The following is a 19,529-nucleotide window of genomic DNA, read 5'->3' as shown; positions in this document are numbered from 1 at the left end:
CGACTGGTTAAAATATAGCTGGTTTGGTGCTAAGGTGGTTGAAAAGTTTTTATTCACTACTTTAATTTTTTATTAAAGGACATTATGAAAAAATATTTATTAAGTGTTGCGGCAGCTGCATTCATTTTCCCTCTTTATTCTGCCGAGGCAAGTATCGATAACGAGGCATTTTTAGATGCCGAAAAAAAAGTAAGGTACGGAAGCTACCAAGACTTTAAAGAAGCGGTTAGTGGCTTAAATCATCCGTTGAAACCTTACGTTGAAAAAACATATTGGCAGCGCCATCCAAATATTAAGTATCAAGCAGAAATAGAAGACTATTTAAACATATATCAACATACTCCGCTTGAGTGGCCGGTACGCAAAGCGTGGTTAGAGTATTTAAAAAAGAAAAACAAAAAAGCAGCTTATATTCGTAATTATCGTGAAACGTCTAATACTGGGCTTACCTGTACTTATCTAAATTTTCAGCTGGATTTGGGCGCACCTGAAAAAGCAATATTTAATCAGGTAACTGACCTATGGGCTGTGGGTAAGTCGCAGCCAAACGAGTGCGATAGTTTGTTTTCACAGTGGCGCAAAAAAGGCTACATGAAAGAAGAAACCGTTTGGAAGCGCGTTACACTCGCTGCAGATGGCGGTACGCAAAGCTTATTACCTTATTTAAAAACGCTGTTACCTAAAAATGAAAGCTACTTAGCAGATTTATATTTAAAAGTACGTAAAGATCCAAGCGCTGCAGCTGGATTATATAGATATAAAAATAAGTCGGCTAAAGAAGGCGAAATAGCACTTTATGGTGTTAAGCGTCTAATATGGCGCGATAAAGAGCTTGCTTTGAAGGCGTGGGAAAAGTTAGAAAAAATATTTAAGTACAGTGACGAGGAAAAAGCGGGTGTGTATTACACCTTTGCATTGTCACTTGCTTCAAGCGGGCATAAACAAGCGAGCTTTTGGCTAAATAAAGTGCCAAAAGAGCGACTAGACAGCAAGCTTATTCAGTGGCAATTGGGCAATATGCTTAAAATCCAAGATTGGGAAGGGATAGCTGCGTTTTTTACGGGTAAAGAAAACTTAAGCCTTGGCCAGCAATATTGGTTAGCTTATAGCTATGCTAAACGTGGTGAGCAGCAAAAAGCAGACGATATTTGGAAAAAAGTAGCGGCTAATCGTGATTATTACGGCTTTTTAGCAGCAGCACGTTTAGGATTGCCCGTTGATTTAAATAATCAACCTTTAGCTGTTGATCAAATGCTTGTAGATAAAGTAAGTAATGCGCCAGGCTTTAAACGTGCAAAAGCACTTTATGATATTGAGCGCTTTACGTCGGCGCGCCGGGAGTGGAATTATTTAACGGATACGTCTAGCGATGAAGAAAAGCTGGCAGCATCACAGCTATCTACCGATCTCGGTTGGCACGACAGCACTATTTTTACTTTAGCAAAAATTAAAGCGTGGGATAACGTAGAGCAACGCTTTCCATTTGCGTTTCAGGATGTATTTGAGCGCTACAGTAAGCGCAGTAAAATAGATGTTGCATGGAGTATTGCTATTGCAAGGCGTGAAAGTTCTTTTGCACCAGATGCTCGCTCGCATGCTAATGCACGTGGTTTAATGCAGTTATTACCAAGTACGGCAGACTATGTGAATAAAAGCAGCGTTACGAGTAGTCGTTTATATCAACCTAAAACAAATATTAGGTTGGGTACGAGTTACCTACAGTACTTGAAAAAGAAAAACCACGGTAACGAAGTGCTGGCTACGGCGTCTTATAATGCGGGTTATCATCGTATAAAGCGTTGGTTGCCTGATGAAGCTATTCCAGCTGAGTTGTGGGTAGAGCTTATTCCGTATCGTGAAACCCGTGATTACGTAAAAAATGTATTTGCTTACAGACAGGTTTACCATACAAGAATGGGCCGAGAAGGTAATGTATTAGCGCCGCTACTAGATATGAAAATGGGCGGTTAGTAAACATAAGTTTAAAGTAGGGGGATATTTAATGCGTTTAGATATCCCCTTTTTTGAGCGCCCAGCGTATAAGTGGTAGACTCGAAGCAAGTTAAATTTAACAGATGGATTAACAATGGATAAATTAGCCGTTTTATATGCCGAACATATTGCAACACTGCAACAGCGTACTCGTACAATTTGTAATAGCGAAGGGTTAGAAGGATTAGTAATTCATTCAGGCCAAGCTAAGCGCCAGTTTTTAGATGATATGTATTATCCATTTAAAGTTAATCCACAGTTTAAAGCGTGGTTACCGGTTATTGATAATCCTCATTGCTGGATTGTGGTAAATGGTAGCGACAAGCCAAAACTAATATTTTATCGCCCGGTAGATTTTTGGCATAAAGTACCAGATGAGCCTCGCGACTTTTGGGCTGAGTACTTTGATATAGAGCTATTACTGCAACCTGATCAAGTTGAAAAGTTATTACCATACGATAAAGCTAAGTACGCTTATATGGGTGAGTACATTGAAGTAGCACAAGCACTTGGTTTTAGTATTATGAATCCAGAGCCTGTACTTAACTATTTTCATTACCACCGCGCTTATAAAACGCAGTACGAGCTTGAGTGTTTACGCAACGCTAACCGCATTGCAGTAGATGGACATAAAGCTGCACGCGATACATTTTTTAATGGCGGCAGTGAGTTCGATATTCAGCAAGCGTACTTAATGGCTACACGTCAAAGCGAAAATGAAATGCCGTATGGCAACATTGTTGCACTTAACGAAAACTGCGCTATTTTGCACTACACGCACTTTGATCCAAAAGCGCCACAAACACATAACTCATTTTTAATAGATGCCGGTGCAAACTTTAATGGTTATGCCGCTGATATTACTCGTACGTATGATTTTAAAAAGCAGGGTGAGTTTGCCGAGCTTGTACAAGCGATGACGGTTCAACAAATCGAACTAGGTAAAGGTTTGAAGCCGGGTATGCTTTATGGTGATTTACACGTTGAATGCCATAACCGTATTGCACAAATACTGAGTGACTTTAAAATTGTTAGCCTACCCGCTGAGGAAATTGTAGAGCGTAAAATTACCTCTACTTTCTTCCCGCATGGACTAGGGCACCACCTAGGTTTACAAGTGCATGATATGGGCGGTTTTATGAGTGACGAAAAGGGCACGCATCAGCCATCGCCTGAAGGGCATCCGTTCTTGCGTTGTACTCGCCTGATCGAAAAAAACCAAGTGTTTACTATTGAACCCGGTTTATACTTTATTGACTCACTGCTTAGTGATTTAGCGCAAACCGATAATAAACAGTTTATTAATTGGGAAAAGGTTGAGTCATTCAAACCATTTGGCGGTATTCGTATTGAAGATAACATTATTGTTCACGAAGATAGCCTAGAGAATATGACGCGTAATTTAGAACTCGATTAATTCTAGTTAACACTAATTAATTTATACACGTTAAAATACGTACATTACTTAAAGGGGCCTTTTGGCCCCCTTTTTACAAGTTTAAAATATGCCTGAATATAAATATCCTGCTGCTGACGTTTTTCACCAAGAAGAAATTAAAAAAAGTACGTTTATAGTCCACATTGCACATACCCCCGATTTAAATTCAGCCAAAGCATTTATTAAAAGCATTGAAGAAAAGTATAGCGATGCGCGTCATAACTGCTGGGCACATGTGGCAGGCAACCCCGGTGGTAGTCATGTTTATGGTTTTTCGGACGATGGTGAACCCAATGGCACGGCAGGAAAGCCTATGTTAAATGTACTGGTGGGTTCAGGCCTTGGCGAAATCACAGCTGTTGTTACACGTTACTTTGGCGGAATAAAATTAGGCACGGGCGGATTAGTACGTGCTTATGGTGGCTCATTAAATAATGCATTAGTAAAATTGCAAACGGTACTTAAAGTTCCCAGTGTTGAAATTACAGGGAGTAGCGAGTACAGCATGCAAGGTGCGATTGAGCAGTTATTAAAAACAAAGTATCAAGTGCTTAATATTGAGAAGCAATTTACTGCTAATATTGATTGGGTGATTACAATAGATAGTCGCGAAGCTCAGCAAGCAATCAAAGATATTTTTGATTTAAGTCACGGCGCAGTTGAGTTAACTATTAAAGAGTAATAACCTAGACAAATTGCATGTAATGCATGCTGACCCTATTTAATTTGGTTGATACTACTCAGCCTGAATTTACTAATAATAAAAGCGACAAGCTAAATGCAATTTCGTACCATCATAAAAATTCTTGGCCAACTTGTTGCGCTGTTTAGTATTACCATGGTGCCACCGGCACTGGTGTCTTTAATATATAAAGACGGTGGTGGTGTTCCTTTTGTTTTAGCATTTATCTTTAGTGTTGTTATTGGCATGATGGCTTATTACCCAAACCGCCATGAAAACGGTGACTTAAAAGCACGTGAAGGCTTTTTAATTGTTGTTTTGTTTTGGCTGGTACTTGGGGCGTTTGCGTCCTTGCCGCTTATCTTTTTACAAGAACCTAATTTATCGCTCGCCGATGCGGTGTTTGAAGCATTTTCTGGCTTAACCACCACCGGCGCTACAGTACTTACCGGTATTGAGTACTTACCCAAGTCGGTGTTGTTTTATCGCCAGCAACTCCAGTGGTTTGGCGGTATGGGTATAATTGTACTCGCTGTTGCTATACTCCCCATGCTAGGTGTTGGTGGTATGCAGTTGTACCGCGCTGAAATACCAGGGCCTGTAAAAGATTCTAAAATGACCCCGCGAATTGCCGATACAGCAAAGCATCTTTGGTATATATATGTGTCGCTTACGATTGCTTGTATGCTGGCTTATTGGGCTGCGGGAATGGAGTGGTTTGATGCTATATGTCATGCATTTTCAACGGTCGCGATAGGTGGTTTTTCTACTTATGATGCATCCATGGGGCACTTTGATAGCCCTGTAATTAACTTTATTTGTGTGTTCTTTTTAATTATTGCCGCCGTTAACTTCTCCCTGCACTACGCCGCAGTGGCTAGTCGTAACATACAAGTTTATATTCGAGACCCTGAGTTTAAGGTGTTTTTGTGTATTCAATTAGCGCTGGTGGTTATTTGTTTTACTGTGCTTTCCTCTAATGAAATATTTGCTAATGGCGATGAAACCCTCGATCAGGCGCTATTTCAAGCTGTTTCAATGAGTACAACAGCAGGCTTTGCTACTGATAACTTTTCAACATGGCCTTTGTTTTTACCTATTTTACTTATATTTTCGAGCTTTATTGGTGGCTGTGCAGGCTCTACCGGTGGTGGTATGAAAGTAGTGCGTGTGTTTTTACTTTACTTGCAGGGTGTACGTGAGCTTAATCGTTTGGTGCATCCTCGTGCTATATATTCAATCAAGCTGGGTCGAAAGGCATTGCCAGATAAAGTAGTAGAGGCTGTGTGGGGCTTTTTCTCTGCGTATGCATTGGTATTTATTATTATTATGTTAGCGCTTATGGGCACGGGTATGGATAACATAACTGCATTCTCAGCCACTGCGGCTTGTTTAAATAACTTAGGCCCAGGTTTGGGTGATGTAGCCTCGCATTACGGCGCTATAACCGATGGTGCTAAATGGTTGCTTACCATTGCAATGGTGTTTGGCCGTTTAGAAATATTTACTTTATTAGTGCTATTTACGCCTACATTTTGGCGTGGGTAAAAAGCCAATAAATTCATCATTGGGAAAGGGATATGCCAACAAATTTAGAAAAGCTAAAGCATATAGGTGTAGGCAGCTTAGTCGACCTAGAAATATTAACACCTACAAGCAGTAAGCGTGTTAAAACTGAATTAGTTGGTTTACTCGATAAACAGTTCATTATTTTAAACTATCCTAATGCCAAGCGTTTGCCGGCCGCGACTGACTATTTACGAGATGGTGTAATGATTGTTGTAAGAGCGCTTATTGAAGGCAGTGGTGGGCAAGTTATAGCGTTTCGCCAACAAATTATGTCGGTAGCTTCTCACCCGGCTAAGCTCGTGTTTATTAACTACCCTAAGCAAGTGCAGTTATTTTCACTACGCTCGCAAACGCGAATACCTACCTTGCTACCTGCAAAACTAAAACTAAGTGACGACAGGGTACTTGAAGGCCTTATTAAAGATATTTCACTTACCGGTGTAATGTTTGATATTAGAGGCGATCAGCAAGTTGAAAGCATTAAAGATATGCAATGCACTGTCATACTTAATAGCAGCGATAAAGACTTTGAAGGTGAAGTTTGCAGTGTTAAAGAGCATGCCGAAGGTGTGCACTGTGGGATTAAGCTACTAGCAAGCGAAGATGAAATGAAAACCTTTATGAAAGAGCATTTTATAGACCCTTCTGCACTCGAACCTACCGTCGAATAAATAGCTTTCGCTTATTTGCAACAAAAAGGCGTTTTATGTCAGTGCTTATAAAATATTTTTTATTATTTTCATAATTAAAAATATTATTAATATAAAACAATACATTAAGTGTTGTTTTTGGCAGCTTATTTTGTGTTATTAAATCTACCTCGTTAAAATTTATCTCAATTACTCTTTAAAACCACTCATTTTAAAACCATGCATTTAAAAATGTATCTTTTTATATAAACATAACTATATGTTTTTAATCGTTTTAATATATCCACTATAAAGTGCGTTGCTAAAAGGCAACAGTAATTACCTTAAAAACCCCTTCTTTTTATGCCTTGTACATTTAACTATCTGAAATTTAATAGCTTTTAAATATTGGCATCTAAGTTGTAATAGTCTAAGTGTACTGAACGAAATCGTGATTCAAAGTGAAATACTTAATCGCACACACATAAATTTGAAGGATACATATTATGAAAAGCATTAATAAAACTTTAGCACTTATCGCATTAGCATCATCTTCAGCCGTTTTTGCTGCAACAGACTTTGACACACTTGATGTTGATGGCAGTGGCACAATCAGCCAAGCAGAAGCATCAGTAGATGCGAAGTTAATGAGCATGTTCTCAGAGCTTGATACTGACCAAAATGGTGAGTTATCAAAAGAAGAATTTTCAGAAGCATAATTTAAAAGTATTTGTCCTGAGTTGCCAAAGACAACCTAAGTAGGCAAGGGAGCTTACGAAAGAGGATAACAAGGAAGTGAAAATTACGTTTTAAGTTAAACGAAGCAATTTTTTTGATAGAACATTGAAGGATTAAGTTATGAAACATTTAAATAAAGCATTAGCACTTATCGCACTAGCGTCTTCTTCAGCTGCATTTGCAGCATCAGATTTTGACAGTCTTGATATCGATGGTAGCGGCACAATTAGCCCAAGCGAAGCTGCAGTAGATACAGACTTAATGGCTGAATTTATTGAGCTAGATACCGACGGTAGCGGTGAGCTTTCTAAAGAAGAGTTCGCTAATTACTAATTAATCTTTTTCAGGTTAAACATTTTTTCACAGTCAGGGATCTTTGAAAAGGACTTCCCATCTTACTAGGAATATTATTATGAAAACATTAAATACAACACTTGCAGTTATCGTTTTAGCATCTTCATCAGCAGCATACGCAGCAGTCGATTTTTCTTCTTTTGATGCAGATGGCGATGGCGTAATCTCAATGGAAGAAGCAAAGGTTAACCCTCAGCTTGTAAAAATCTTTGATGATTTAGATACCGATGGAAATGGTGAGATTTCTAAAGAAGAGTTTTCAAAAGTACAGTAAGCAAACGCTTCATACTCCACTAAAGCCGCCTTAGTCAGCGGCTTTTTTGCGTTTAAGAACTATGATTATAGGAATATAGCGCTTACTTGGAAGAGCTTTTCTACAACGGTAATATGTTTTTTGTCGATTAAAAACATGATGACATGATCGCCCGACATAATAATTGTATCGTCGTGGGCTATCAGCACATCGTCATTACGTACTATTGCCCCAATAGTTGTTCCTGCAGGAAGTTTTATATCGGCAATCGCACGACCAACCACTTTAGATGTGTTTTCATCACCATGAGCAACGGCTTCAATGGCTTCTGCTGCGCCTTTACGCAGTGAATACACGTTAACAATATCACCACGGCGTACGTGCGTTAATAGCGCAGATATAGTGGCTTGTTGTGGTGATATGGCAATGTCTATTTCGCCGCCTTGGACTAAATCTACGTAGGCACCACGCTGAATAAGCACCATGGTTTTTTGTGCGCCCATACGTTTAGCAAGCATGGCTGACATAATGTTAGCTTCATCGTCGTTGGTTACGGCAATAAATACATCGACTTGTTCAATATGTTCTTCTGAAAGAAGTTCTTGATCAGATGCGTCACCACAAAAAACGACCGTGTTATCGAGCATTTCTGAGAGTTGTTCAGCACGTTCTTTACTGCGCTCAATTAATTTAACGGTGTGGTTTTTCTCAAGTGAGCGGGCAAGGCCAGCGCCAATGTTACCGCCACCAGCTATCATAATTTTTTTGTAAGAGCGTTCAAGCTTTTGCAGCTCGTTCATTACTGCGCGTATATGTTTTGTAGCGGCAATAAAGAATACTTCATCATCTGCTTCAATAACGGTTGTACCTAATGGTTTTATTGCTTTACCTTGACGATAAATAGCGGCAACACGAGTTTCTACATTAGGGATGTGTTCTTTAAGTGCAGATAACGCATAACCCACAAGTAAACCGCCATAGTAAGCTTTCACTGCTACTAATGAGAGCATGCCATCAGCAAACTGCAACACTTGCAGAGCACCAGGGTAGTCAATTAAACGGCGGATATACTTAGTGACCAGTGCTTCGGGAGCAATGTAATGATCGATTGGTAAATCATCATTTTGAAAAAGCTTCTCGCGGTACTTTAAATATTGCTCCGAGCGAATACGGGCAATCTTAGTGGGAGTATTAAAAATACTGTACGCCACTTGGCATGCAACCATGTTCACTTCATCTGAACTGGTTACGGCTATAATCATATCGGCATCTTCAGCGCCAGCACGGCGTAATACATCAGGATGTGCGCTGTGGCCCATAACCCCTTGTAAGTCGTACTTATCTTGAAGTTCACGTAATCGGTTACCGTCAATATCAACAACAGTAATTTCGTTTTGTTCGCCAACTAAGTTTTCAGCAAGCGTAGCGCCAACTTGCCCGGCACCGAGTATAATTATTTTCATTATTTACCCGTGGTATTGACCATAATTTAATTAAAAAAATAGCCATTTAATATTTCATAAATGGCTAACTATTCAGTGTACGGCTATTAGGCTTTTTTAACTAGTTTAGCGTAATAAAATCCATCACTTTCACCGGGTAATAACTGCAAACCAGGAGTTGTTAAGGTATCGTTTTCGTGTAGCGGAATATGCTCTACGTCATCGTTATTAGCTAAAAACTTAGCGACTTGCTGCTGGTTTTCTTGTGGAAGAACCGAACACGTAGCATATACTAATGTGCCGCCTGGTTTTAATAGTGGCCAAATGCTATCAAGAATATCGCTTTGTAATTTAGATAAGTCTTCGATGTCAGATGCGCGACGTAACCATTTTATATCAGGGTGGCGGCGGATTACGCCAGTAGCCGAACAAGGCACATCAAGCAAAATACGATCAAATAATTTTTCGTCCCACCAAGTATGTGGTTGTGATGCATCGCCACATTGAAGATCTGCGCCTAAGCCAATACGCGTTAAGTTTTGCTTAACACGTTCAAGGCGAGTTGCATCGCTATCAAGTGCAAGTACTTCTGCATCAGCAAGCTCTAATATATGACACGTCTTACCGCCAGGTGCTGCACAGGCATCTAAAATGTAGTCATCTGCTTTAGGTTCTAAAAAGCGTGCTGCAAGTTGTGCTGCGGCATCTTGTACTGAACATGCACCCGTATCAAACTCAGGCAATGAAAATACATCGCGTGGCTTAGCAAGCTTAATCCCATCTACAAAATCTGGGTTTAAGGTGTGTTCAATATCATTAGCGCTAAGCATATCGCTGTATTCTTGTGTACTAAACTGCGACTGATTTACACGTAACCACATAGGTGCTTGTTGTTGGTTTTCTGCAAGTATATCTTCCCAGCTATCTGGATAGGCTTCTTTAACTTGTTTGATAAACCAATTTGGGTGGTTGTATAAGCACACAGGGATCAGCTTTGCTTTTTCTTCAAGCTCTGCTTGTTGGCGCTGAAAACTACGTAAAATGGCGTTTATTAGCCCTTTTAATCCTAAAGCGCGAAGTTGAGCCAGTGCGTTTACAGTTTCTGAAATAGCAGCATGCGGTGGTACGCGCATATGCTGTAGCTGATAAATACCTACGTACAATAAAAACTGAAATATTCTACGTTTACCTTTTAATGGCTGCTCTACTAAGTGTTGGCAGTAATTTTCAAGGCTCGGTAAATAGCGTAAAACGCCATAACAAATTTGCTGTAGTAACGCTTTATCTTTAGGCGGCAAGCCTTGGCTGGCAAATGGAAGTTCTTGATTAAGCGATGCGCCTTTATCAACGACGTTATATAAAGTTTCAGCGGCAAGCGCTCTTACGTTTGGAACATTACTCATTGTTTTCGCCTAATATTGTGCCAGGGGTAACCCAGTCACTACGACCATTTAAAAAGTCGTTAATTGCCATTGGTTTTTTACCTTGCGGCTGTAATTGCGTAATACATAAAGCGTGTTCGCCACACGCCACTACTACGCCATTTTTGTCGCTTGATAAAATTTGCCCAGGATCACCTAATTGCTGCACAACCTGCGCTTGATAAATCTTTACTGTTTGCCCACCCATTTGGGTAAAGCACACTGGCCATGGATTAAAAGAGCGAATGTTTCGCTCAATTTGCAGCGCACTCATAGACCAGTCGATATTAGCTTCCTCTTTAGAAAGCTTTTTAGCGTAGTTAGCAAGTTCATCATTTTGAGGTTCAGAGGTGATCTCGCCATTAGCTAATTTATTAATGGTTTCAATTAATGCGTTTGGTCCTAGCTCAGCAAGTTTTGTGTATAAGCTTGCGCTAGTTTCTGTCGTGCTAATAGGGCAGCGACTTATATGTAGCATATCGCCGGTATCTAGCCCTTCATCCATTTGCATTATTGTTACGCCGGTTTGTTCATCACCAGCCCAAATTGCGCGTTGAATAGGTGCAGCACCGCGCCAGCGCGGTAATATAGAACCATGCACATTTAAACAACCTAAACGCGGGGCTTCTAATATAGCTTTAGGTAAAATTAAGCCATACGCTACAACAATCATAATATCGGCATTTAAGCTTGTTAGCTCTGCTAGTGCTTCATCATTTTTTAATGACTGTGGCTGAAAAACCGGTAAGTTGTGCTCAAGCGCTAGCTCTTTCACTTCACTGGCTTTTAATTTTTTACCACGACCAGCAGGGCGGTCTGGCTGGCTATATACACCCACTATTTGGTGTTCGCTTTGTATCAGCGCTTGTAAATGACGTGCTGCAAAGTCCGGCGTACCGGCAAATATAATGCGTAATGGTTGAGTCACTGAGTTTTCCTAAGGTGCTTATTACTGATCTGCAAATTTGGCTTCTTTTTCAAGCTTTTTACGAATACGTTGGCGCTTTAATGGAGATAAGTAATCAATGAACAGCTTACCTTGAAGGTGATCTAGTTCATGCTGAATACAAATAGCCAGTAATTCATCTGCATCTAGTACAAATTCTTCACCGTTTTCGTTAAGTGCAGCGACTGTTACTGTTTCTGCGCGATCTACTTTTGCATACGAGTTGGGTACTGATAAACAGCCTTCTTCGCTAACGGTAGAGCCGTCTTTTTTAATGATTTGTGGATTAATTAACACCAGTGGCTCATCACGCTCTTCTGATACATCAATAACAACGATTCGTTGATGAATATCTACTTGCGTGGCCGCAAGTCCAATGCCATTTTCATCGTACATTGTCTCTAGCATGTCTTTTACAATTTGGCGTACTGTGTCGTCAACTTGTGCAACATCTTTTGCTATAGTACGTAAACGCTCATCTGGAAATCTTAAAACTTCTAACCTAGCCATAGTTACCTTTTTCACTTGTGCTTAATTTAGGGTATTGTATGCTCTTATTTTAGCCATTCGCGTTCACCTTTAACAGGTTTTGGGCAATAATAATGAAAAAACAATACAAGGAAGCTCAATGAAATCTCCATTACTTGCAATCATGCTTACGTTAAGTGCTGCATTCCCCGCAGTTGCTGACGTGCTTAAAATAAAAAAAGATGCACCAAAACAGTATGTTGTAAAAAAAGGCGATACACTTTGGGATATTTCTGGCATCTATTTAGATGAGCCTTGGCTATGGCCTGAACTTTGGCAAATGAATCCACAAATTGACAACCCGCACCTAATTTACCCCGGCGATGCATTAGCGCTGATATACGATGCAGATGGAAACCCACGTTTAGTGATCAATAAAGGATATAGAAAGTTATCTCCTCAGGGGCGTATTACACCAAAAGGGCGTAATGCTATTACTACCTTGCCGCTTGAAATGATTAAACCTTATATCAGTTACGAGCAAGCAATGAACAGTGATGATATTAAAGGCAAACCTTATATTTTAGGTGCTAACGAAAACACTAAAACACAAACGTTAGGTCATATTTTATATGCTAAAGGCGACTTACAAGTACATAAAGCGTATGCCATTTACCACAAGGGCGATGCTTACACCGACTTAACTGGTGAAGTGTTAGCAACGCGTGCATCTTACGTGGGTATCGCACGTGCGTTTAGAGCAGGTGATGAACACAATGGCGTGCCTTCGTCATTACGTGTTGAATCTGTTAAACGAGAAATTCAGCAAGGTGACTTTTTAATGCCGGCAATGGAAGGTCAAATGCTTCCTGCGTACTTTAATATACACCGTCCTTCTGAGCCTGTAACAGGGAATATTATCGCTTCCCCGCGCCACGTTAGAGAATTCAGCACAATGGATGTTGTAGTGCTAAACTTAGGCAGTGAACAAAATATAGAAGAAGGTCATGTATTAGATCTAGAGCGTCAATCGCCAACGGTTATTGATGGTCCTCGTGGCCCTCGTTACCCAGAAGACTCTAGTAAATACGAGAAGCTTTTATCTGATGTGAGCCAATTATTTGGTGATGAGTCTGACGAAGAAAATACAACGTGGACTATGCCTAAAGAAAAAGTTGGCGAGCTAATTGTCTTTAAAGTGTATGACAAAATAAGTTATGCATTAATAACTAAAAACCAGCACCCAATTCGCATTGGAGATATTGCAGTTATTCATTAAGAAGTAGCGAGTCGGTGCTCTAGGAGAGAGCATGGATCAGTCATCTGGCAAGCTAGCCCACTGGCTTGCCTTTTATATGTGTAAAGGGTTGGGTATAAAAACCCTTTTAGCACTATCTACAAACTATTCCCTTGGGTCGTTATTCGACTTACCTCATGACAAGCTTTTACAGCTAGGATTAACCGCTAATCAAGCGAGTAATTTACTCAACACTAATTGGCAACAAATCAGCCATTATGAGCAATTAATTGCGCAGCAGGGCATTACCGTAGTCTGTATTTTTGATGCGCTTTATCCAGAAGATCTCCGGCAGATTGCCAGTGCCCCTTTATTACTATTTTGTAGGGGTGATGTCTCGTTACTATCTACCCCACAAATTGCAATTGTAGGGAGTCGTAATGCCACACCTACCGGGCTTGAAATAGCATCAGAATTTGCATACGAGTTAACTTTGGCGGGGATTACAGTTACCTCAGGTATGGCGCGGGGAATAGATGGAGCAGCACATAAGGGCTCTCTTGCTGGTACGGGTAAAACCATAGCTGTGCTTGGTACTGGGGTTGATATTTACTATCCTAAACGCCATAAACTATTAACAGACCAAGTGTTAGAAAGCGGCCTGCTGGTGAGTGAGTTTTTACCAGGAACAGCTGCTCATGCTCATAACTTTCCGCGCCGTAATCGTATTATTTCTGGTTTATCTTTGGGGGTGCTCATTGTTGAGGCTGAAATCAAAAGCGGTTCGTTAATTACAGTACGTTATGCGCTTGAACAAAATAAAGAGGTATTTGCAGTACCAGGTTCTATTAAAAACCCGCTAGCACAGGCAAGTCACTTTTTAATAAAGCAAGGCGCTAAGTTAGTAGAAAACGTGGCTGACATTCTTGATGAGGTGAGTTTTACTTACGACAATAGCGTATGTAATAAAGAACAGCCAATTCAGGCAAATTCTCAATGTGAGGTTTTAAATAGTATTGGCTTTGAAGTAACCAGTGTAGACGACATTGTGCGTCGCGCTCGGTGGCCAATAGACAAAGTACTCGCTAGATTGCTCGATTTAGAATTAGACGATCAGATTGAGCGCGTCCTAGATGGTTATATTAAGTTAAGCGCAGGAAGGTAATATGTTTGATATTCTTTTATATCTTTTTGAAAATTACATTCATAGCGAAGCAGATATATTTGCAGAGCAAAATGAGTTAACCGATGAGCTACTGCGCGCGGGTTTTAATAAGCCTGAGATATTTAAAGCACTCGATTGGTTAGAGCAACTCGCCGATTTACAACACAGCGATGAGTCTCCTTATCTTATTGATAATCCTAAAGATGCAGTTCGTATATTTACCGATAGCGAATGCCAAAGGCTCAGTGCTGAGTGTCGTGGCTTTTTAATGTTTATTGAGCAAATAGGCGTAATTAACAATGTAACTCGTGAGATGGTAATGGACTGTTTAGCCTCTCTGGATAAACCAACCATAAGCCTAGAAGATTTAAAATGGATTGTACTTATGATTTTGTTTAATGTTCCTGGCTCTGAGGAGGCGTATGAGCAAATGGAAGATTTGATTTTTGATGAACCCAGCGAACTTCTCCATTAGAGATAATTATCTTAATTGTACTCAAATTACTTAAACGTATAAGCACAGCATTGCTTGTATCTTTAAGTGGTTTGGGTATATTAGGCGAAAATTCACCAACCTATTAGGATCACCATGAGTAAAATCGACCATTCGCTTTTCTCGGCGAACAAGCACGCCCTCGAAGAAGAATACGAGATATGCCCACAGTGTGGTTCAGAGTTAGTGATCCGCAATAGTAAATCAGGCCCTTTTTTAGGATGCGCAAGTTATCCTAAATGCGACTTTATTAGGCCGTTGGCACATCACGATAGTAACGAAATCAAAATATTAGAAGATTCAGCATGCCCTGAGTGTAGCAAACCGCTGGTGGTTAAAAATGGCCGCTACGGTATGTTTATTGGGTGTACGGGATATCCAGAATGTCATTATATTGCTAACGAAAATGAAGAAAAACAAAGCGAAGACACTTTGCCAAGTTGCCCCAAATGCAAAAAGGGTCATTTAGTCGCGCGCAGTAATAAATTTGGTAAAGTATTTTATTCTTGTGATTGCTACCCAAGTTGTAAATACACGCTTAATAATAAACCGGTCGAACACCCGTGTCCTGAATGTGGCTGGCCCATCGTCATAGAGAGAAATATGGCAAATGGCACATTATTGCAATGCCCACAAAAAAGTTGCATGCATAAGCTGACCCCAACTGAATAACGTTTAATTATATCTGGAGACTACTTTGTCAGACCTTTCAAATACGCCCACTGCAATAACGTGCTTAACGCAAGGCGAAGTTATTTTATACCCAACAGAAGCTGTATATGGTTTAGGTTGTGATCCAGATAATCAACAAGCCGTTGAGGCACTATTAGCTATTAAGCAACGCCCGGTTGAAAAAGGGCTTATTTTAATTGCTGATAACTACGGACAATTATTAAAATACGTAGATGATGCAAAAATACCTATGGATAAACGCGCTGATATATTTTCGAGTTGGCCTGCTGCAATTACGTGGGTTATGCCTGCATCTAAAAATACACCCAAGTGGTTAACTGGGCAGTTTGATACTATCGCAGTAAGAGTAACTAACCATCCAACAGTAAAACGTTTATGCCAAGAGTTTGGCAAACCGCTTGTATCAACGAGTGCAAACTTAACAGGGCAAGAAACGGTCATTAGTATTGAGCAAGCTAAAACGCAATTTGCAGAGCAAGTTGGCTTTTACGTTGATGAGCCATTAGGTGGCAATACTCAACCAAGCACGATAAAAGACGCCATGACTGGCAAAATATTTAGAGGTTAATATGCAAAGCGAATTATTAGATCAAGTAAAAGCATACTTTATGGCTTTGCAAGACACTATTTGCCAAGGTTTGGAGGCTGCAGATGGCAGTGCTAAATTTATAGAAGATAACTGGCAAAGAGCAGAGGGCGGTGGTGGCCGCACACGTGTAACCACTAATGGCACAGTGATAGAGCAAGGTGGGGTAAATTACTCACATGTATTTGGCGCTTCAATGCCAGGTTCGGCAACAGCGCATAGACCAGAGCTTGCAGGACGCAGCTTTCATGCATGTGGTGTGTCGTTAGTTATTCATCCAAAAAACCCTCATGTACCAACAAGTCATGCCAATGTGCGCTTTTTTATTGCTGAAAAAGAAGGCGAAGAGCCAATATGGTGGTTTGGTGGCGGGTTTGATCTCACTCCTTTTTATCCAGTATTAGAAGACGTACAGCATTGGCATCAAGTTGCTCATGATATTTGTGCACCATTTGGTAGTGAAGTTTATCCAAAATACAAAACATGGTGCGACGAGTATTTTTATTTAAAGCACAGAGACGAGACGCGCGGAGTCGGCGGTTTATTTTTTGACGACTTAAACGAACTTGGTTTTGAAAAGAGCTTTGCGTTTATGCAATCGGTTGGTAATGGCTTTTTAGATGCCTATTTACCTATTATTGAACGCCGTAAAAATGATGAATACACAGAGCAACAACGTGATTTTCAGCTTTATCGTCGCGGACGCTACGTTGAGTTTAATCTAGTGTGGGATAGAGGTACGTTGTTTGGGCTACAAAGTGGCGGGCGCACTGAGTCTATATTAATGTCTATGCCACCACTTGCACGCTGGGAATATAATTATAAACCAGAACCAAGTAGCCCAGAAGCTAACCTATATCAGTATTACTTACGCCCGCAAGAGTGGTTAACGAGTCAAGCAAGTGAGTTGATAGCCAGAGAATGGCAATTATAACAATTACACAGTAATCAAAAAGGCGCTAATCAGCGCCTTTTTGCATTGGGGCTAAATACAAATTTAATGTTGATTGATCATGTGCGTTGCTAGTTGAGAGAATGATTGCTTTAAGCCTTCACGTAACAACGGGTTGTCTATTTCTATATCCAGCGTTTTATTCATGCAGTACATCCATTGATCACGCAATGCTTTATCTACAGTAAAAGGCATATGTCTTTTACGTAGCATTGGCTGGCCATGTTTTTCAGTAAATAGGTTCGGCCCGCCTAACCAACCAGATAAAAATTCAAAAAATACTTGGCGAATTCGATCTAATGGCAGAGGATGCATATCATATAACGGTTTAGCGTATTCATCTGACTCCATTATGTCGTAGAATCGATTGGAGATAGCACGCGCCCCTTTCTCTCCACCTATTATTTCATACGGTGTTTTTTCAGGAGTAGGAGCCTGTTGCTCGGGAGCTGGCTTAGATTTAGAGAAAAGTCGTTTAATCATATAATTTATCATCGTTAATAGGCAGTTTATGCTGCAAAGAGGTTGCTTTAAAATGGACAAATATGCGGTTTTTGGAAATCCAATTAAACATTCAAAATCCCCCGCGATACATAAACAATTTGCTGTATCACTGGGTGAGCAAATCGACTATCGCGCAATATTAGCACCTATCGATAACTTTGAAAAAACAGTATTGTCTTTTTTTGGGCAAGGTGGTGTTGGTGCTAACGTTACGATGCCATTTAAAGAGCAAGCCTATGCAATGGCTGATGAGCTTACGCCATTAGCTAAAATTGTAGGGGCTGTTAATACATTAAAAAAACGAGATGATGGCACATTACTCGGTGATAACACCGATGGTGTGGGCTTTGTAAATGATTTACTCGCTAATAAAGTAGCCATAACTAATAAACGCATTTTAATCATAGGTGCGGGCGGTGCTGCTCGAGGGGTTATTTTACCTTTGTTAGAGCATAACCCTCAGGAAATAATAATAGTTAATCGCACAGCACAAAAAGCCAAAGAACTCGCAGAGCTGTTTACTCAATATGGACCAGTATCTGGCTTCGGCTTTAGTGATTTACCAGTAAGCGATTACTCACTAATTATAAACTCTACCTCTAGCAGTATGAATGATGAGCTTCCAGCTCTTGATGAAAAACACATAACTAACTGTGAAGTAGCTTATGACATGTTTTATTCACTGCAAAATACCATTTTTATGAATTGGGTTGCACAGCATAATATTAACGCTAAGCTTTTAGATGGCAGTGGAATGTTAGTTGGTCAAGCTGCTCAAGCATATTATGTATGGCGTAATAAAATGCCAAAAATACTTCCCGTAGTGGATGCGCTTAAACAAGGGGTGCTTAAATGAATCAGGCAATACAATTTATAGATAGGCTAGAATTTAGAGAGCCTGATCATCAGTTAGTATTTTTTGCACAAGTTAGTGGCATGCTGGTGGAGTGTGTAATACAAGTAAATACACTTAAATTAACAGACGAAAGCCATGCAACAGAGTATTTTGAAAAGTACCGTTTTGATTATGAGGAGCGTGCCGAGGAACTCATCGAAGAGGAGATCTATAACTCGGCAGGCCAAATTGAAGTAAGCTTATTAACTTAAGTTAGCGATTTCAGCTAAGTATTCATCTTTAAGTGATACATAGTTATCGGCAGATATTTTTAAAAAGGCAAGTTCTTGCTCTGTAAGAAGGCGGGCTTGCTTAGCTGGGCTTCCTACATATAAGTAACCAGACTCTAAACGTTTGTTTGGTGGCACTAAAGAGCCGCCGCCAATAATTACATCATCTTCAACAACCACGTTATCCATAATAATAGCGCCCATACCTACAAGTATACGGTTCCCTAATACACATCCGTGCAGCATTACCTTATGACCAACAGTTACATCGTCACCTATAATAAGTGGGTAACCATCAGGATTACTTTTAGTTGCACGAGATAAATGCAATACACTGCCATCTTGTATATTTGTACGTTCACCAATACGTATATAGTTAACATCACCACGTGCAGCTACTAACGGCCACACACTACTATTATCACCTAAAGTAATGTTACCAACCAAAACCGATGAATCATCAACATAAACAGACGCATTAAATGAAGGAGTAACACCTTTATAAGAACGAATTGCCATAGTTAGTACCTTTTAGATCATGATTATTAGTATTTGAGTGTATCAGCAAGGTGATTTTTGTACCATACAGTGCACTGTTTGGTTACAAAACTATCAGTTTCAGGGTGTTTAGTTCAGATACTAACCGAACAGCATCTTTTTTTACTTTTTCTTTAAAAAAGTGCTTGCGTAAAAATATGATCTCCCTATAATGCGACCCCACTGAGACGGGAAACGCCGAAGCATAGCAAGGCAGCAACTACTCATAGAGTTAAATAAAACTTCGGTTTTAAATCTTCCAAAAGAAAGTTTAAAACAAAGTGTTGACTCGAAAAATAAAGGGT

Annotated in this window: 22 protein-coding genes; 16 read left to right on the top strand and 6 right to left on the bottom strand. The window is 40.1% G+C overall.

What is annotated here, in order from left to right:
• Window positions 1-84 precede the first annotated feature (84 nt).
• From WNY79_RS17920 to WNY79_RS17885, 8 genes are all read left to right on the top strand, one after another.
• Entirely contained in the window at window positions 85-1,971 is a 1,887-nt protein-coding gene (locus WNY79_RS17920; RefSeq protein ID WP_342876526.1) for a transglycosylase SLT domain-containing protein, read from the top strand.
• 115 nt (window positions 1,972-2,086) lie between these two features.
• Window positions 2,087-3,409, top strand: coding sequence for a Xaa-Pro dipeptidase (pepQ, locus tag WNY79_RS17915; RefSeq protein ID WP_342876525.1), 1,323 nt, complete (start codon window positions 2,087-2,089; stop codon window positions 3,407-3,409).
• Window positions 3,410-3,497: 88 nt separating this feature from the next.
• Complete coding sequence (locus WNY79_RS17910; protein ID WP_342876524.1) at window positions 3,498-4,112, top strand: YigZ family protein; 615 nt, start codon at window positions 3,498-3,500, stop codon at window positions 4,110-4,112.
• Window positions 4,113-4,208: 96 nt separating this feature from the next.
• Window positions 4,209-5,660 carry a TrkH family potassium uptake protein gene (locus WNY79_RS17905; protein WP_007584186.1) on the top strand — a complete coding sequence of 484 codons (1,452 nt, stop codon included), beginning with the start codon at window positions 4,209-4,211 and terminating at the stop codon, window positions 5,658-5,660.
• Window positions 5,661-5,692: 32 nt separating this feature from the next.
• A complete protein-coding gene (locus WNY79_RS17900) occupies window positions 5,693-6,352 on the top strand; it encodes a flagellar brake protein (RefSeq protein ID WP_342876523.1) in 660 nt (219 codons plus the stop codon).
• Between the two features lie 464 nt (window positions 6,353-6,816).
• Window positions 6,817-7,029: an EF-hand domain-containing protein gene (locus tag WNY79_RS17895; protein WP_024599948.1), complete on the top strand. Its 213-nt coding sequence runs from the start codon at window positions 6,817-6,819 to the stop codon at window positions 7,027-7,029.
• Window positions 7,030-7,168: 139 nt separating this feature from the next.
• Window positions 7,169-7,381 carry a calmodulin gene (locus tag WNY79_RS17890; RefSeq protein WP_024599947.1) on the top strand — a complete coding sequence of 71 codons (213 nt, stop codon included), beginning with the start codon at window positions 7,169-7,171 and terminating at the stop codon, window positions 7,379-7,381.
• A 79-nt stretch (window positions 7,382-7,460) separates the two neighbouring features.
• The gene (locus tag WNY79_RS17885; protein WP_024599946.1) at window positions 7,461-7,676 is read left to right on the top strand and encodes an EF-hand domain-containing protein; all 216 of its coding nucleotides are present in this window, start codon (window positions 7,461-7,463) and stop codon (window positions 7,674-7,676) included.
• 65 nt (window positions 7,677-7,741) lie between these two features.
• Here the strand turns inward: WNY79_RS17885 and trkA are convergent, their stop codons facing one another.
• From trkA to def, 4 genes are all read right to left on the bottom strand, one after another.
• Window positions 7,742-9,118 (bottom strand): Trk system potassium transporter TrkA, encoded by a 1,377-nt coding sequence (gene trkA, locus WNY79_RS17880; RefSeq protein ID WP_024599945.1) that lies wholly within the window; start codon window positions 9,116-9,118, stop codon window positions 7,742-7,744.
• Window positions 9,119-9,204: 86 nt separating this feature from the next.
• Window positions 9,205-10,500: a 16S rRNA (cytosine(967)-C(5))-methyltransferase RsmB gene (gene rsmB / locus WNY79_RS17875; protein ID WP_024599944.1), complete on the bottom strand. Its 1,296-nt coding sequence runs from the start codon at window positions 10,498-10,500 to the stop codon at window positions 9,205-9,207.
• Window positions 10,493-11,446, bottom strand: a complete 954-nt coding sequence (fmt, locus tag WNY79_RS17870; protein WP_342876522.1) for a methionyl-tRNA formyltransferase — start codon at window positions 11,444-11,446, stop codon at window positions 10,493-10,495. Before fmt ends, rsmB begins: the two co-directional genes overlap by 8 nt.
• Window positions 11,447-11,467: 21 nt before the next feature.
• Window positions 11,468-11,974, bottom strand: a complete 507-nt coding sequence (def, locus tag WNY79_RS17865) for a peptide deformylase (protein ID WP_024599942.1) — start codon at window positions 11,972-11,974, stop codon at window positions 11,468-11,470.
• Window positions 11,975-12,092: 118 nt separating this feature from the next.
• Here def and WNY79_RS17860 point away from each other — a divergent pair, with 118 nt between their 5' ends.
• The 6 genes from WNY79_RS17860 to hemF all read left to right on the top strand — a co-directional run bounded on the left by WNY79_RS17860 (window position 12,093) and on the right by hemF (window position 17,040).
• Window positions 12,093-13,211, top strand: coding sequence for a LysM peptidoglycan-binding domain-containing protein (locus tag WNY79_RS17860; RefSeq protein ID WP_024599941.1), 1,119 nt, complete (start codon window positions 12,093-12,095; stop codon window positions 13,209-13,211).
• A gap of 31 nt (window positions 13,212-13,242) precedes the next feature.
• Complete coding sequence (gene dprA / locus WNY79_RS17855) at window positions 13,243-14,334, top strand: DNA-processing protein DprA (RefSeq protein WP_170072877.1); 1,092 nt, start codon at window positions 13,243-13,245, stop codon at window positions 14,332-14,334.
• A 1-nt stretch (window position 14,335) separates the two neighbouring features.
• On the top strand, window positions 14,336-14,809 hold the full coding sequence (locus tag WNY79_RS17850) for a DUF494 family protein (protein ID WP_197186266.1): 474 nt from the start codon (window positions 14,336-14,338) through the stop codon (window positions 14,807-14,809).
• 114 nt (window positions 14,810-14,923) lie between these two features.
• Window positions 14,924-15,499, top strand: a complete 576-nt coding sequence (locus tag WNY79_RS17845) for a topoisomerase DNA-binding C4 zinc finger domain-containing protein (protein WP_342876521.1) — start codon at window positions 14,924-14,926, stop codon at window positions 15,497-15,499.
• Between the two features lie 25 nt (window positions 15,500-15,524).
• Complete coding sequence (locus WNY79_RS17840) at window positions 15,525-16,088, top strand: L-threonylcarbamoyladenylate synthase (protein WP_024599938.1); 564 nt, start codon at window positions 15,525-15,527, stop codon at window positions 16,086-16,088.
• Window position 16,089: 1 nt separating this feature from the next.
• Window positions 16,090-17,040, top strand: coding sequence for an oxygen-dependent coproporphyrinogen oxidase (gene hemF, locus WNY79_RS17835; protein WP_342876520.1), 951 nt, complete (start codon window positions 16,090-16,092; stop codon window positions 17,038-17,040).
• 63 nt (window positions 17,041-17,103) lie between these two features.
• Here the strand turns inward: hemF and WNY79_RS17830 are convergent, their stop codons facing one another.
• The gene (locus WNY79_RS17830) at window positions 17,104-17,541 is read right to left on the bottom strand and encodes a group II truncated hemoglobin (RefSeq protein ID WP_004335148.1); all 438 of its coding nucleotides are present in this window, start codon (window positions 17,539-17,541) and stop codon (window positions 17,104-17,106) included.
• Window positions 17,542-17,593: 52 nt separating this feature from the next.
• On the opposite strand from WNY79_RS17830, the gene aroE reads away from it, so the two are divergent.
• Both aroE and WNY79_RS17820 read left to right on the top strand, forming a co-directional pair.
• Window positions 17,594-18,418 (top strand): shikimate dehydrogenase, encoded by an 825-nt coding sequence (gene aroE / locus WNY79_RS17825; protein ID WP_024599936.1) that lies wholly within the window; start codon window positions 17,594-17,596, stop codon window positions 18,416-18,418.
• Window positions 18,415-18,669, top strand: coding sequence for a DUF1488 family protein (locus WNY79_RS17820; RefSeq protein ID WP_342876519.1), 255 nt, complete (start codon window positions 18,415-18,417; stop codon window positions 18,667-18,669). The genes aroE and WNY79_RS17820 overlap by 4 nt, the downstream gene beginning before the upstream one ends.
• Here the strand turns inward: WNY79_RS17820 and WNY79_RS17815 are convergent.
• Window positions 18,661-19,206 (bottom strand): gamma carbonic anhydrase family protein, encoded by a 546-nt coding sequence (locus WNY79_RS17815; RefSeq protein WP_024599934.1) that lies wholly within the window; start codon window positions 19,204-19,206, stop codon window positions 18,661-18,663. The two genes, WNY79_RS17820 and WNY79_RS17815, sit on opposite strands and share 9 nt — an antisense overlap.
• Window positions 19,207-19,529: the final 323 nt, after the last annotated feature.

Source organism: Pseudoalteromonas sp. AS84, from assembly GCF_038900255.1.
Classification (GTDB): Bacteria; Pseudomonadota; Gammaproteobacteria; order Enterobacterales; family Alteromonadaceae; genus Pseudoalteromonas.
Note: the sequence above shows the minus strand (reverse complement) of the source record. Positions and strands in the feature narration are given on the sequence as shown.

Bases quoted from the DNA above. Each gene is read 5' to 3' on its own strand.
- WNY79_RS17820 (WP_342876519.1), top strand. From the start codon at position 18,415: ATGAATCAGGCAATACAATTTATAGATAGGCTAGAATTTAGAGAGCCT.
- trkA (WP_024599945.1), bottom strand. From the start codon at position 9,118: ATGAAAATAATTATACTCGGTGCCGGGCAAGTTGGCGCTACGCTTGCT.
- WNY79_RS17895 (WP_024599948.1), top strand. From the start codon at position 6,817: ATGAAAAGCATTAATAAAACTTTAGCACTTATCGCATTAGCATCATCT.
- hemF (WP_342876520.1), top strand. From the start codon at position 16,090: ATGCAAAGCGAATTATTAGATCAAGTAAAAGCATACTTTATGGCTTTG.
- WNY79_RS17845 (WP_342876521.1), top strand. From the start codon at position 14,924: ATGAGTAAAATCGACCATTCGCTTTTCTCGGCGAACAAGCACGCCCTC.
- WNY79_RS17905 (WP_007584186.1), top strand. From the start codon at position 4,209: ATGCAATTTCGTACCATCATAAAAATTCTTGGCCAACTTGTTGCGCTG.
- dprA (WP_170072877.1), top strand. From the start codon at position 13,243: ATGGATCAGTCATCTGGCAAGCTAGCCCACTGGCTTGCCTTTTATATG.
- WNY79_RS17860 (WP_024599941.1), top strand. From the start codon at position 12,093: ATGAAATCTCCATTACTTGCAATCATGCTTACGTTAAGTGCTGCATTC.
- WNY79_RS17890 (WP_024599947.1), top strand. From the start codon at position 7,169: ATGAAACATTTAAATAAAGCATTAGCACTTATCGCACTAGCGTCTTCT.
- WNY79_RS17920 (WP_342876526.1), top strand. From the start codon at position 85: ATGAAAAAATATTTATTAAGTGTTGCGGCAGCTGCATTCATTTTCCCT.
- rsmB (WP_024599944.1), bottom strand. From the start codon at position 10,500: ATGAGTAATGTTCCAAACGTAAGAGCGCTTGCCGCTGAAACTTTATAT.
- def (WP_024599942.1), bottom strand. From the start codon at position 11,974: ATGGCTAGGTTAGAAGTTTTAAGATTTCCAGATGAGCGTTTACGTACT.
- WNY79_RS17885 (WP_024599946.1), top strand. From the start codon at position 7,461: ATGAAAACATTAAATACAACACTTGCAGTTATCGTTTTAGCATCTTCA.
- pepQ (WP_342876525.1), top strand. From the start codon at position 2,087: ATGGATAAATTAGCCGTTTTATATGCCGAACATATTGCAACACTGCAA.
- WNY79_RS17900 (WP_342876523.1), top strand. From the start codon at position 5,693: ATGCCAACAAATTTAGAAAAGCTAAAGCATATAGGTGTAGGCAGCTTA.
- WNY79_RS17910 (WP_342876524.1), top strand. From the start codon at position 3,498: ATGCCTGAATATAAATATCCTGCTGCTGACGTTTTTCACCAAGAAGAA.
- aroE (WP_024599936.1), top strand. From the start codon at position 17,594: ATGGACAAATATGCGGTTTTTGGAAATCCAATTAAACATTCAAAATCC.
- WNY79_RS17830 (WP_004335148.1), bottom strand. From the start codon at position 17,541: ATGATTAAACGACTTTTCTCTAAATCTAAGCCAGCTCCCGAGCAACAG.
- WNY79_RS17815 (WP_024599934.1), bottom strand. From the start codon at position 19,206: ATGGCAATTCGTTCTTATAAAGGTGTTACTCCTTCATTTAATGCGTCT.
- WNY79_RS17850 (WP_197186266.1), top strand. From the start codon at position 14,336: ATGTTTGATATTCTTTTATATCTTTTTGAAAATTACATTCATAGCGAA.